Origin of the sequence: Amycolatopsis sp. NPDC004079 (genome assembly GCF_040610415.1) — a bacterium.
Taxonomy (GTDB): Bacteria; Actinomycetota; Actinomycetes; order Mycobacteriales; family Pseudonocardiaceae; genus Amycolatopsis; species Amycolatopsis halotolerans.
The window spans coordinates 20830-34339 of the sequence record NZ_JBEXMH010000035.1 but is presented as its reverse complement, the minus strand read 5'-3'; the positions used below and the strand labels follow the sequence as shown (position 1 = coordinate 34339).

The window sequence follows — 13510 nt, the reverse complement described above, 5'->3', positions numbered from 1 at the left end:
CATCCGCCGTCGCTGAGGAGGCCGTCATGGCCGACAAGCAGAACAGGAGTACCGACCCCGGGGCCGCCGTCGCTGTGGACGACCCCGCCAAGGTGCGCAACGTCGTCCTCGTCGGGCCTTCCGGTTCCGGGAAGACCACGCTCACCGAGGCACTGCTCGCCGCGTCCGGCACCGTGCCGCGCGCCGGTTCGGTCGTCGAGGGCACCACGGTGTGCGACCACGACCCGGCAGCCGTGCGCCAGCAGCGCTCAGTCGGGCTTTCCGTCGCCCCGGTGCTGCACGCCGGGCACAAAATCAACCTCGTCGACACCCCGGGATACGCCGATTTCGTCGGCGAGCTGCGCGCCGGCCTGCGCGCCGCGGACGCCGCGCTGTTCGTCGTGTGCGCCGCCGAGGGCGTGGACGCCGCCACCATCGCCGTGTGGGAGGAATGCGCGTCGGTGGGCATGCCGCGCGCCGTCGTGGTGTCGCGGCTCGACCACCACCGCGCCGACGCGCTCGCCGAGATCGCCGCCTGCCAAGCCGCCTTCGGCGCGGGCGTGCTGCCGCTGTACCTCCCCGCGCCGGACGGCCTGGTCGGGCTCGTCACCCAGCGCCGGTACGACTACTCCGCCGGCTGCCCGCCGCGCGTGAGCGACCCGGACCCGGCCGTCGCGCGCGAGTTCGCCGACGCCCGCAACGAGCTGATCGAGGGCATCATCGCCGAGAGCGAGGACGAGACCCTCATGGACCGCTACCTCGGCGGCGAGGAGATCGCCGAGGACGTGCTGATCGCCGACCTCGAGACGGCCGTCGCGCGCGGTTCGTTCCACCCGGTCATCCCCGTGTGCGCGACCAGCGGGATCGGGCTGGCCGAGGTGCTCGACGGCATCGTGCGGGCCTTCCCCTCGCCGCTGGAACACCAGCCGCCCGGCGTGACCAGCCCCGACGGCGCCGCGCACGACGCACTGTCCGCCGACCCGGCCGGCCCGCTCGCCGCCGAGGTCGTGCGCACCGCGGTTGACTCGTACGTGGGACGCGTTTCGCTCGTCCGGGTGTTTTCCGGGACGCTGCGCCCGGAGAACGCCGTGCACGTCTCGGGTCACGGCCTCACCGAACGCGGCCACGAAGACCACGACGCCGACGAGCGCGTCGCCCACCTCTATTCACCGCTCGGCGCGAACCTGCGCGAGGTGCCGTACTGCGTCGCGGGCGATCTGTGCGCGCTCACCAAAGTGGGCTCCGCCGAAACCGGCGACACCGTGTCGTCGCCGGAGGATCCGCTGCTGATGAAACCGTGGCGGATGCCCGAACCGCTGCTGCCCGTCGCTGTCGTCGCGAAGTCCCGCAGCGACGAGGACACGTTGTCCCGCAACCTTTCCCGCCTCGTCGCGGGCGATCCGACCCTGCGCTTGGAACGCAACGCGGAGACCGGCCAGCTCGTGCTGTGGTGCATGGGCGAGGCACACGCGGACGTCGTCCTGTCGCGCCTGCGTGCGGGCGGCGCGGACGTCGGCACCGAGCCGGTGCGGATCAGCCTGCGTTCCACTTTCGCGAAACCCGCGCGCGGCCACGGAAGGCATGTGAAGCAGTCCGGCGGGCACGGGCAGTTCGCGGTGTGCGACATCGAGGTCGAGCCGCTGCCCCGTGGCGGCGGGTTCGAATTCGTGGACAAGGTGGTCGGCGGCGCCGTCCCGCACCAGTTCATCCCGAGCGTCGAGAAGGGCGTGCGGGCGCAACTGCAGCGCGGCGTCCAGGACGGCTATCCGGTGGTGGATGTGCGGGTGACGCTGACCGACGGGAAGGCGCACAGCGTCGACTCGTCGGACGCCGCGTTCCAGACCGCAGGCGCGCTGGCCCTGCGGGAAGCCGCTGCGGCCAGCCGGATTTCGCTGCTGGAGCCACTGGACGCGGTCGAGGTGAGCCTGCCGGACGAACACCTCGGCACCGTGCTCGGCGACCTGTCGTCCCGCCGCGGCCGGGTGCTGGGCACGGAATCCGGGGAGGGCGGGCACACCGTGGTGCACGCGGAGGTGCCTGCCGCGGAACTGCTGCGGTATGCGGTGGATCTGCGATCGCTTACGTCGGGGACGGCTACTTTCACGCGTCGGCACGCCCGCTTCGAGCCGATGCCGGAGGGGGCGGTTGTTCCTACCTGACCCGGGCGAAATCCGTGAGGGGCCCTTTGAGGGAATCTGAGTCCCCATGCCGGGAACTTAATCTCCGAGACCGCGGCCTGCTTACCGTCCACAAAGGATACCAATAGTGGCGAAAAGCCCGATTTGTCACCATCAGGCTAGGTCTTGAGGTCCGTGAAGGGCCCCTTGAGGGAATCTGATTCCCGCAAGGGGCCCCTCACGGACAAACCTCGGCTAGCGCGACGGTCAGAACTCGAACCCGCCCGGCCGCCCGTTCCGATCGGCCACCAGACCCGCCAACGTCGCCACCGCGATCTCCGCCGGAGTCCGCGAACCGATGTTCAGCCCCACCGGCCGGTGCACCCGCGCGATGTCCGGTTCCGCCACGCCCAGCGCGCGCAACGCTTCGAGATGCGGGCCCGGATGCCGCGGATTGCCCAGCACGCCCACCCACCGCGTCGGCACAGCCAGCGCGGCCTGCAGGACCATCCCGAGCTCCGGCCGGTGGTGGTCCGTCACCACGACATCTGCGTCCGGCCCCGGGGAAGGCGGCGTCGTGCGGACCTCGACGCCCTCGGGAGCATCGCTGGCCCGCGCCTCATCCGGCTCGAAAAGCACGGCGCGGTAACCCAAATCGGCCGCGTAGCGCAGCAGGTACCGGGCCACCGGCGAGGCGAACACAGCCACCAAAGTCCGTTCGGCGGGCGCCTCTTCGACCTCGCCGTGTGCGACGGCGCAGGCATCGGGTTCGGTCGTCATGCGCCTCAGTCTGCCTCAGAGGTCCGGTTCGGCGAATTCGAAGTACTCCGGCAACGGCGCGGTCCCGGCCAGCTTGAAGTACCGCACCTTCCGGCGGCGCCGCAGCGCCAGCGTGTCCCGCACCGCGTCGTTGTGCACCCGGCGCGCGATGACGACCCGGTGTTCGGCGTCGGTCAGTTCCTCGGCGAGCACCACCGGCAGCCGGGAACGGTCGATCGGGGCCAGGACCAGCGTCAACTCGTTCTCGGCGGCCTCGCGGTCCGGCCGCACGGCACCCTCCGCTCGCGCGGCTGCGGCGTGCAGGTCGGCACCGTCGTGCAGTACGGCGGCGACCGCTCGCGCTACCACGGCCCGGCGTGCGAGAGCAGCTTCCAAGGCAGCCCAGCCCGCGTCGGTCCGGACGTGCAGGCGGTCGAGCCGGTTCGCGGTCGCGACCAGGAACAGCCCGCCGAGCACCACGATCGCGGCCGCCGCCACGAGCAGCCACACCAGCGCCGTCACGCGAGCTCCCGCTCCCCCGCCGCGACCAGCCGGGGATCCGCCGCGATGGCCGTTTCGTACACCCGCAGCACCTGGGTGACCACGACCGCCCAGTCGTACGCCGTCACCCGCTCGCCCGCCGCGGCCGCGAGCGACGCCCGGCGCGCCGGGTCGCCCAGCAGTTCGCGCAGGCCGTCAGCCAGCGAAGCCGGGTCGCCGGTCGTGGTGAGGAGCCCGGCATGGCCGTCGTCGAGCACGCGGCGGAACGAGTCGAGGCCGCTGGCCAGCACCGGAGTGCCCGCGGCCATCGCCTCGGTCAGGATCATCCCGAAGCTCTCGCCACCCGTGTTCGGCGCGCAGTAGACGTCCACGCTGCGCAGCGCCCGCGCCTTCGTCTCGTCGTCGACCTGGCCCAGCAGTTCGATGTGCGGCCACAGCCGCGGCCCGGCCATCCGCCGCAGCTGGTCCGGCTCGCCGCGGCCGACCACGAGCAGCCGCAGGTCCTCGAACTCCGGCAGCAGCCGCCGCGCGGCCTCCAGCAGCACGTCCATGCCCTTGCGCGGTTCGGTGAACCGCCCGACGAACCCGATCGTGCCGCCCGCGCGCGGGTAACCGTCCAGCGGCAGCGCCCGGGAGAAGAACTCGACGTCGACGCCGTTCGGGATCTCGACCGCGTCGCCGCCCGCGTGCTCCACCTGCACCCGCCGGGCCAGCGCGGACACCGCGATCCGCGCGGTGATCTTCTCCAGCAGCGGACGCAACACCGGCTGGAACGCCGCCAGCGTCCGCGAGCGCGTCGTCGCGGTGTGGAAGGTGGCCACGATCGGCCCGTCCGCGACCTTCAGCGCCAGCAGCGACAGGCTCGGCGCGGCCGGTTCGTGCAGGTGCAGCACGTCGAAGCCGTTGTCCCGGATCCACCGCCGCACGCGGGCGTAGGAAACGGGCCCGAACTGCAGCCGCGCGACCGAGCCGTTGTACGGGATCCCCAGTGCTTTGCCCGCCGGATGCACGAAATCCGGCAGCTGCGCGTCCTCGTCCGCAGGAGCCAGCACCGACACCCGGTGCCCGCGCTCGAGCAGCGCCCGCGCCAGGTCGATCACGTGCCCCTGGACCCCTCCGGGAACGTCGAACGAATACGGGCACACGATCCCGATCTTCAACCCGCGCGCCACCCGGGTCAGCTCGCTTCTTCCAGCGGCTTGGGCTCCTTTGCCGCGGCGTCGGCGGGCCAGAACGGCTGCAGCATGTGCCAGTCGGCCGGATGCGCGGCGATGTCGCCGGCGAACACGTCGGCCAGCGCCTGCGTCGCGGCGGGCACCTCGGCCCGCTGCGTGACGCGGATGCGCGGGTGGATCCGGATCTCCCAGCCGTCCTCGGTGAACCAGCAGCCGGTCGGCAGCAGCGCGGCGCCGGTGGTGGCGGCGAGCCGCGCCGGGCCGGGCGGCAGGTGCGTCTGCTCGCCGAAGAAGCGCACCGGGATCCCGGACGACGTCAGGTCCCGGTCCCCCAGCAGGACCACCACCTTGTTCTCGCGCAGCCGCCGCAGCAGCAGCCGCATCGCCGCGCTGTCGCCGGTCAGCGGCACGATCTCGAAGCCGAGCGATTCCCGGAACGACACGAACCGGCGGTACAGCGATTCGGGCTTGAGCCGCTCCGCGACGGTGGTGAAGGCGCCCGCGTAACTGGCGAGCCAGACGCCCGCGATGTCCCAGTTCCCGCTGTGCGGCAGGGTCATCACCGCGCCGTTGCCCTCGGCGAGCGCCGCGTCGATGTTCTCGGCGCCGGTCACCGTCACCTGCTTCGCGACCGCCGTGTGGTCCATCGCCGGGAGCCGGAACGTCTCGAACCAGTACCGCGCGTACGACCGCATCGCTCGCCGGACCAGCTCGTCCAGTTCCGCCTCCCCGGCCTGCGGCACCACCCGGGCGAGGTTCGCGCGCAGCTGCCGCACTCCTCCGCCGCCGCGCCGGGCGGCCATGTCGGCGCCGAAGGCGAACGTCGCCGACCCGAACGACTCCGGCAGCCGCTTGACGAGCCGCCAGCCCGTCGCGTAGCCGAATTCGCTGAGCCGCTGGGACAGTGTGCTCACGGTTGCGCCCCGCCCGCCGATGAGTCGGCCTGTTTCGCCGCGACCGCCCGCGCCGCGCTCGCCACCGCCGCCGCCCGCTGCAGCAGCGTGATCACCGACAGCACGGCGAGCAGCCACAGCGTGATCTCGACGGTGTAAGGCACGCCCAAGCCGTGCAGCCCGGTGCCGACGAGGGCGATGATGAGCCGCTCCGCGCGTTCCACCAGCCCGCCGTCGGCTTCGAGGCCGGACGCTTCGGCGCGCGCCTTGACGTAGGAAATGACCTGGGCCAGCACGAGACAGATCAGCGCGGCGGCCGCGGCCCGGTTGTTGTGGTCCTGCACGAAGCACCACCACGCGATCGCGGCGAACAGCGCGCCGTCGACCAGCCGGTCGCAGGTCGCGTCGAGCACCGCGCCGAAGGGCGTGCCGTACCCGCGGGCGCGGGCCATCGCGCCGTCGAGCAGGTCTAGCATCGCGAAGCCCCACACGGTGAAGGTGCCCCACAGCAGCATGCCCTGCGGGAAGAAGACCAGTGCGCACGCGACAGCGCCCGCGGTGCCGAGCACGGTCATCGCGTTCGGGGTCAGTCCGGCGCGGACCAGGGTGGCGCCGATCGGGTCCGTCACGCGGGAGACCGAGGCACGGGCGAAAATGTTGAGCATCTTCCTCGTCTGTGCACCTGATTCGGGGGCGGGTGGGCGACGAAAGCCTATCGACCCCGCTCACCGGACCGGACGTGCCCGCCCGCGACCCGCCGGAACGTCAGCCGGATTTCGGCAGTTCGACGACCGGCGCGGCGAATTCCGCGGCGTCTTCGGCCTCCCGGACGGCCTGGCACCTGGGCCGCAACCCGGCCAGGATCGCCTCGGAAATCTCGCCGAGCTGACGCACCTGCTCGGCGCTCAACTGGTCGAACAGCGTCTCCCGGACCGCCTCGACGTGCCCGGGCGCGGCCTCTTCGAGCGCGGCGAGCCCGGAGTCGGTGAGCACCGCCCACGACCCGCGCTTGTCCGTGGGGCACGACTCGCGCTGGACCCAGCCCTTGGCCTCCAGCCGCGCCACCGCGTGCGACAGCCTGCTGCGCGACGAACCGCGCACCGACGCGAGTTCGCTCATCCGCAGCCGCCGTCCGTCCGCTTCGGACAGCGCGACGAGCACCTCGTAGTACGTGTGCGGCATGCCCGACTCGTGCTGCAGCTGTCCTTCGAGGTGGGCGTGCAGCAGCGAGCTGGCCTGGGCGTAGGAGCGCCAGACCCGCTGCTCGTCGTCGGTCAGCCAGCGTGGTTCGGACATATCGTCATCATACGCTGGTTGAGCACTCAATTACCGCGGCGCGACGGGCCTCACCACGCGCCCGCGAGCAGGTCGCGGGTTTCGCCCAGCAGCTGCGGCAGCACCTTCGTGTGGCCGATCACCGGCATGAAGTTCGCGTCGCCGCCCCAGCGCGGCACCAGGTGCTGGTGCAGGTGCGCGGCGATGCCCGCCCCGGCGATCACGCCCTGGTTCATCCCGATGTTGAACCCGTGCGCCGCCGACACCGCCCGGATCACGCCCATCGCGTGCTGCGTGAACTCGGCCAGCTCGCGCGTCTCCTCAGGCGTGAGGTCGGGGTAGTCCGCGACGTGCCGGTACGGGACCACCATCAGGTGCCCCGGGTTGTACGGGTACAGGTTCAGGACCGCGAACACGGTTTCGCCGCGCGCGACGATCAGCGCGCGCTTGTCGTCGCCGAGCCCGGGCAGGCGGCAGAACGGACAGCCGTCGGGCTCCTCGCCCTCGGGCTTGTCCTGGCCGCGGATGTAGGCCATCCGGTGCGGGGTCCACAGCCGCTGCAGCGCGTCCGGGACCCCGACCCCGTCCTGTTCGACGAGTTCCGGCTCGGTCACTTCAGGATCTTCTCCACGGCCTCGGCCGACGGCGACGCGTTCTCCCGGCGCTCGATCCATTCGGCGATCGCCTCGACCGCCTGGTCCACCGGGACGCCGTTGATCTGGCCGCCGTCGCGGAACCGGAACGACACCGCGCCCGCCTCCGCGTCCTTCGCGCCGGCCAGCAGCAGGAACGGCACCTTCTGCGTGGTGTGCGTGCGGATCTTCTTCTGCATCCGGTCGTCGCTCGCGTCGACCTCGACGCGGATCCCCTTGGCGCGCAACGCCTTCTCCACGCCGCGCAGGTACTCGACCTGGTCGGCGGTGATCGGGATGGCGACCGTCTGCACCGGCGACAGCCACGCCGGGAACGCGCCCGCGTAGTGCTCGGTCAGCACGCCGAAGAACCGCTCGATCGACCCGAACAGCGCGCGGTGGATCATGATCGGCCGCTGGCGGCTGCCGTCGGACGCGGTGTACTCCAGGCCGAAGCGCTTGTTCTGGTTGAAGTCCAGCTGGATGGTCGACATCTGCCAGGTGCGGCCGATGGCGTCCTTCGCCTGCACCGAGATCTTCGGGCCGTAGAAGGCCGCGCCGCCCGGGTCCGGCACCAGTTCGAGGCCGGAGTCGACGGCGGCCTGGCGCAGCGTCTCGGTGGCCTCCTCCCACTCCCAGTCCTCGCCGATGAACTTGTCCGAGTCCCCTCGGGTGGACAGTTCGAGGTAGAAGTCGGACAGGCCGTAGTCGGCCAGCAGGTCCAGCACGAACTTGAGCAGCGACCGCAGTTCGGACGGCATCTGCTCCTTGGTGCAGTAGATGTGCGAGTCGTCCATCGTCAGGCCGCGCACGCGGGTGAGGCCGTGCACGACGCCGGACTTCTCGTAGCGGTAGACGGTGCCGAACTCGAACAGACGCAGCGGCAGTTCGCGGTAGGACCGCCCGCGCGAGCGGAAGATCAGGTTGTGCATCGGGCAGTTCATGGCCTTGAGGTAGTAGTCCTCTTCCTCGAACTGCACCGGCGGGAACATGGTGTCCGCGTAGTACGGCAGGTGCCCGGAGGTGTGGAACAGGTCGCCCTTGGAGATGTGCGGCGTGTTCACGAACTCGTAGCCGGCCTCCTCGTGCCTGCGGCGCGAGTAGTTCTCCAGCTCGCGGCGGATGATGCCGCCCTTGGGGTGGAACACCGGAAGCCCGGAGCCGATCTCCTCGGGGAAGGAGAACAGGTCCAGCTCCGCGCCGAGCTTGCGGTGGTCGCGGCGCTCCGCCTCGGCGATGCGCTCGAGGTGGGCGTCCTGCGCCTCGGCCGATTCCCACGCGGTGCCGTAGATCCGTTGCAGCTGCGGGTTTTTCTCGCTGCCGCGCCAGTACGCGGCGGCCACCCGGGTGAGCTTGAAGGCCGGGATGAACTTGGTGGTGGGCACGTGCGGGCCGCGGCAGAGGTCGCTCCACACGCGTTCCTTGGTGCGCGGGTCGAGGTTGTCGTAGATGGTCAGCTCGCCGCCGCCGACCTCCATCACCTCGGTGGTGTCCACATCGGACTTGATGTCCACCAGCTCGAGCTTGAACGGCTCGTCCTTCAGCTCTTCCTTTGCTTCGTCGACGGAGTCGAAGACGCGGCGCGAGAACTGCTGCGCGCCCTTGACGATCTGCTTCATCCGCTTCTCGAGCTTCTGCAGATCCTCGGGCGTGAACGGCTTTTCGACGGCGAAGTCGTAGTAGAAGCCGTCGCGCACCGGCGGGCCGATGCCGAGCTTGGCGTCCGGGAATTCCTGCTGCACGGCCTGGGCGAGCACGTGCGCGGCGGAGTGCCGGATCACGCTGCGGCCGTCCTCGGTGTTCGCCGCGACCGCTTCGACCAGCGCCTCGGCTTCCGGGCTCCACGCGAGGTCGCGGAGCTTCCCGTCGGCGTCGCGCACGACGACGATCGTGTCCGGGCCCTTGGTGGGCAGCCCGGCTTCGCGCACCGCGGCGCCCGCCGTAGTGCCCGCCGGCACCACCACGCGCGGGGCGGGTACGGCGGCTACTGACGACGGCTGGGACACGATCGGGCTCCTTCGGGAGAAGTGACTGAAACGGCTTCCGCTGATGCTAGTCGGCGGCGATGAACCCGATTCGACCGCCGTCAGCCAACACTGCCCGCGGACGCCGGAAGGCCGCCCCCGGCGTGCGGGGCGGCCTTCCGGCGGCGAAAGAAGGGTCAGAGCGTGTCGACGACCTGGTCGAAGTCGAGCCGCGGCAGGCGGTCGAACCACGGGTTCTCGCCCGGCTTGCCGACGTTCACCACGACGAGCGAACGCCAGTTGTTGCCGGAGAAGAACTCCTTGTCCACGCCCGCGGCGTCGAAGCCGGTCATCGGGCCCGCGGCCAGTCCGGCGGCGCGCACGCCGATGATGAAGTAGCCGACCTGCAGCAGCGAGTTCAGCTTGGAGAACTCGACGCGGCCGGACTCGTCGGCGAAGTTGTCCTTCACGCCCGGGTTGTGCGGGAAGATCTGCGGGATGTTCTCGTGGAAGTCGACGTCCGCGGCCAGGATCACGGTCAGCGGCGCGGCCTCGGTCTTGGCGCGGTTGCCCTCGGCCAGGTGCGGTAGCAGGCGCTGCCTCGCCTCGTCGCTGCGGATCACCAGCGCGCGCAGCGGCTGGGTGTTCATCGAGGTCGGGGCCCACTTGACGAGGTCGTAGATCGCGCGGACCTGCTCGTCGGTCACCGGCTCGGCGCTGAAGTTGTTGGCCGTGCGCGCTTCGCGGAACAGCAGGTCCTGCACCTCGGCGGGCACCTGCAGTTGCTCGGACTCTGCGAAAGTAGTCATCGGTTCGGCGTTCCTTCCCGTGCTGTCGCCTACGCACGGCACCAACATGGTTGAACGCTTGACTATTTCTCGTCCGGCGCGGTTGTGACTCAGCGCACGGGCGACAGCCGCCGGCCCGCGCGGGACCGACGGCCGTCGTCAACGGAATTCTCGCAGGTCAGTAGGCACCCTGCCCGGCCAGCACGGCACGGAAGGTCTTCCAGAGGATCACCAGATCGAGAGCCAGCGACCAGTCCTCGACGTAGCGCAGGTCGAGCCGGATGCTCTCGTCCCACGACAGATCGCTGCGCCCGCTCACCTGCCACAGCCCGGTCAGCCCCGGCTTCACCAGCAGCCTGCGGCGCGCGGCCGGGGCGTACGTCGCCGTCTCCTCCGGCAGCGGCGGCCGCGGCCCGACCAGTGACATCCGTCCCGCGACGACATTGAACAACTGCGGCAATTCGTCGAGCGAATACCGGCGCAGCAGCCCGCCGACCTTCGTGACCCGCGGGTCCTTCTTCATCTTGAACAGCGGCCCCGCGCCCTCGTTCGCCGTCTCCAGATCGTGCCGGATCAGGTGCGCGTTCACGACCATGGTGCGGAATTTGAGCATCGTGAAGGCTTCGCCGTCCTTGCCGATGCGCCGCTGCCGGTAGATCACCGGACCCCGGTCGCCCGCCTTCACCGCTACCGCGATCGCCAGCAGCAGCGGCGAAAACAGCGCGAGCAGCAACGCCGCGCCGCAGCGGTCGACGACCTCCTTGACCAGCCGGCGTCCGCCGGTGAACGCGGGCGCGGTGACCCGCAGCAGCGGCATGCCGAGCACTCCGCTGACATTCAGCCGCGGTCCGGCGACCTCCATCAGCACCGGCGCGACGACCATTTCCGACGACGTGCCTTCGAGATCCCAGGCGAGCCGCTGCAGCCGCTCCGGGTTCCAGTACTGGTCGGCCGCGATGGCGACGACGCGGTATCCGCCGCGGCGCACGTGCCGGGAAAGCTCTTCGAGCCGTCCGACGACCGGAACGCCCTCGATCTCGCCGTGCCCAGTGGACGTGCAGACCGCCTCGACCCGCCACCCGACGTGCGCTTCGGTCCGGGTCCGCCTGATGAGGTCGGCGACGGTTTCCGCGTCGCCCGCCGCCATCACCGGCAGCAGGCACAGCCCGCGCCGCCGTCTCCGGTGCAGAATCTGCCGGAGCACATAGCGCTGGGGAAACAACACCAATGCGACGGCCGGGACTACGAAAAACACCCAAGGCTGCACTTCGAGCGCACCGAACAACAATCCGCCGAACGCGACCAGCACGGCCGCGGTGATCAGCGCCCGGCCCAGCGTCCGGTACTCCTCGGGGCCCTCCCCCAGCACCCGCGCGCTCCAGGCCCGGCTGACCGGAAGGGCGCACAGGATCGCGAAAGCGGTGCCGAACGCGTGCATGTCGTGCGGAGCGACGCGGTCGATGATGAACGCGCTGATCGCGATCACCACGCAGGCCGCGACGAGATCCGACGCGATCACGGTCCGGCGGTACCGTTTCTCCCATTCCGCGGCGTGCGTTTTCGGCGGATCTCCCTCCGCCGGACAGACCGTCGCCGGGTCAAGCCGGTCGTCGGCGGCACGGCCGGGCGGCGGGGCCGCCACGTCGACCGGCGGTGCGGGGACCGCCCTGAGGTCGACCCTCGGCAGCGCCATGCCGTCCGCGGGCCAAGGCCGCACCGGTTCTTCCATCAGTCCTCCCGCGCTACGCAAGCTCCCCGGACCTGATCGCCACCAGCACACTGAGTCAGGACCGTCAATCACAATCAGTGATCATGAGACGGTTCGGCCCACTGTCGCCGAAGGTGTGACACTCGCCAAGGTATCGGGTGGTCAGCGAGCGGTGTTACAGAGATTTTCCAGCCACGGCCTGCGAGTCTTCCCCGTCAAGAAGCACCGGGAAGATAACGGGAATGTCACGATGGGTCACGCTGACTCGGCAACCGAAACTACTCGCAGTAGTCAAGTTTCCCACTACCTACACCGAACGGCCCAGCAGGCCCGCAGCCGATTCAGCTCCCCCGTGCGGGTCACCTGCCGCGGGTTAACCCGCTCCAACCGCCGTTCGGGCACAAGCTCTGCGCCGACTCGCCGATTTCCTTTGCCCGCAATGCAATCCGCTCCGAAATGCGCAGGACGTCCGGTCTTCGACCATTCGGGTGGTCTGAACCATTCTCCGCGCGCTCTCCGCCGCGCCGGGACCCCTCCCCGCACATTTCTCCCGGATTAGCCCGGAACCCGCCTTCGCGGCGGGGCCAGGTCCACACTGGACACTCGAAAAGCGCAGGTCTTCGCTCAGGCCGTCGGCGGTGCCGCGGCCGTCGCGTTGAGCGCGGTCACCACGGCTTGCTCCTCGAAGTCGAAGTGCGCCTCCAGTTCACCGGCGAGCCGCTCCAGTTCGGTCCGCAGCCTCCCCGGGTCGGATTCGCCCGGGACGAAGCCGTCGACCAGCTCCCGGATCGAGTCCCGCAGCCGCGCGACCACGTGATGCTGCTCGGCGAGCTGCGCGATGGCCGGGGCGAGCGCCGGGAACTGCGTCGCCAGCGAAGGGAACACCACCGAGTCCTCGCCGACGTGATGGCGGCGCAGCGCGGTGCAGAAGCTGAGACAGTGCGTGCGCATCTCCTGAGCCAAGTCCGGTTTCGGCCGGACAATCGCGGTCGCACGGCCGTTGACCAAGCCGTCCGCCTGCTCGCGCAGCGCCCGCAACTCGCTGCGAAACCATTGGTGCACTTCGACGAGCCAATCCCCCATTCCTTTGACGCGCTCGTCGATCCGATGCAATACGACCACCGGAATCTCACGGGTCGTCTTCGCCTGATAATCGCCGTAGCCCGGAGCTTCGGCGACCACTTGCGCGAAAAGCCTCTCGTACGCGGCTCCCCGCGGAATGGCCGCCATCGCCTGATACGTGTCGCTGCCGGTCTCGACGGTCACCCTCGGATTCCGCCGAATGTTGTGGTACCAAGCGGGATTGCGGTCCGCCCCGTTCGCCGAAGCGACGACCACGCCGTTGCCGTCGATCCGCAGGTAGCCGAGCAGCACCTCCCGGTCCAGGCCGCTCCTCGCGCCGATCGTCGTCAGCACCGCCAGCGACCATCCCTCGAACATGCCGCTCAGCACACCGCGGTTCGCGCGGAACTCGGCAATGAGCCGGCGGTGAAAATCGTTGCTCACACAATTCCTTTCGACTGTTTCCGGAAAGGAGGCATCGAGCACAGGACAGGACGCGAAAAGACCCCGCAGGCACAAGCATGGCGCAGTGATCCGGCTGACGGATCCGCGGAACTGCGAGAGACGGAGAGCCCGATCTCTGTGCTGGCTGGTTAGCCGCTACCTCCATGCGTAGGCCCATATGGGGCGCACGGCTAAGTTAGCACAGCCGCGGAT

At 70.2% G+C, this 13510-nt stretch carries 12 protein-coding genes; 1 reads left to right on the top strand and 11 read right to left on the bottom strand.

All coding sequences use genetic code 11. The features are described 5' to 3' along the window. The first annotated feature begins 26 nt into the window (after positions 1–26). Entirely contained in the window at positions 27–2138 is a 2112-nt protein-coding gene (locus tag ABZX37_RS29985) for an elongation factor G-like protein EF-G2 (RefSeq protein WP_354745160.1), read from the top strand. Between the two features lie 225 nt (positions 2139–2363). Here ABZX37_RS29985 and ABZX37_RS29980 read toward each other — a convergent pair whose 3' ends face one another. The 11 genes from ABZX37_RS29980 to ABZX37_RS29930 all read right to left on the bottom strand — a co-directional run bounded on the left by ABZX37_RS29980 (position 2364) and on the right by ABZX37_RS29930 (position 13297). Then, positions 2364–2876 (bottom strand): XdhC family protein, encoded by a 513-nt coding sequence (locus ABZX37_RS29980; RefSeq protein ID WP_354745158.1) that lies wholly within the window; start codon positions 2874–2876, stop codon positions 2364–2366. 15 nt (positions 2877–2891) lie between these two features. Next, entirely contained in the window at positions 2892–3377 is a 486-nt protein-coding gene (locus ABZX37_RS29975) for an NUDIX hydrolase (RefSeq protein ID WP_354745156.1), read from the bottom strand. Then, positions 3374–4516 (bottom strand): glycosyltransferase family 4 protein, encoded by a 1143-nt coding sequence (locus tag ABZX37_RS29970; protein WP_354745272.1) that lies wholly within the window; start codon positions 4514–4516, stop codon positions 3374–3376. The genes ABZX37_RS29975 and ABZX37_RS29970 overlap by 4 nt, the downstream gene beginning before the upstream one ends. Positions 4517–4533: 17 nt before the next feature. Further along, a complete protein-coding gene (locus ABZX37_RS29965; protein ID WP_354745154.1) occupies positions 4534–5445 on the bottom strand; it encodes a phosphatidylinositol mannoside acyltransferase in 912 nt (303 codons plus the stop codon). Then, positions 5442–6089 (bottom strand): phosphatidylinositol phosphate synthase, encoded by a 648-nt coding sequence (gene pgsA, locus ABZX37_RS29960; RefSeq protein ID WP_344277063.1) that lies wholly within the window; start codon positions 6087–6089, stop codon positions 5442–5444. The genes ABZX37_RS29965 and pgsA overlap by 4 nt, the downstream gene beginning before the upstream one ends. A 100-nt stretch (positions 6090–6189) precedes the next feature. Then, positions 6190–6720, bottom strand: coding sequence for a MarR family transcriptional regulator (locus tag ABZX37_RS29955; protein WP_354745146.1), 531 nt, complete (start codon positions 6718–6720; stop codon positions 6190–6192). Between the two features lie 50 nt (positions 6721–6770). Beyond that, a complete protein-coding gene (locus tag ABZX37_RS29950; protein WP_354745144.1) occupies positions 6771–7313 on the bottom strand; it encodes an HIT domain-containing protein in 543 nt (180 codons plus the stop codon). Continuing rightward, on the bottom strand, positions 7310–9337 hold the full coding sequence (gene thrS, locus ABZX37_RS29945; protein ID WP_354745142.1) for a threonine--tRNA ligase: 2028 nt from the start codon (positions 9335–9337) through the stop codon (positions 7310–7312). The genes ABZX37_RS29950 and thrS overlap by 4 nt, the downstream gene beginning before the upstream one ends. Positions 9338–9492: 155 nt before the next feature. Then, the gene (locus ABZX37_RS29940) at positions 9493–10104 is read right to left on the bottom strand and encodes a malonic semialdehyde reductase (protein WP_354745140.1); all 612 of its coding nucleotides are present in this window, start codon (positions 10102–10104) and stop codon (positions 9493–9495) included. Between the two features lie 157 nt (positions 10105–10261). Further along, positions 10262–11812, bottom strand: coding sequence for a sugar transferase (locus ABZX37_RS29935; RefSeq protein ID WP_354745138.1), 1551 nt, complete (start codon positions 11810–11812; stop codon positions 10262–10264). A 603-nt stretch (positions 11813–12415) separates the two neighbouring features. Continuing rightward, complete coding sequence (locus tag ABZX37_RS29930) at positions 12416–13297, bottom strand: nitroreductase/quinone reductase family protein (RefSeq protein ID WP_354745136.1); 882 nt, start codon at positions 13295–13297, stop codon at positions 12416–12418. Positions 13298–13510 lie beyond the last annotated feature (213 nt).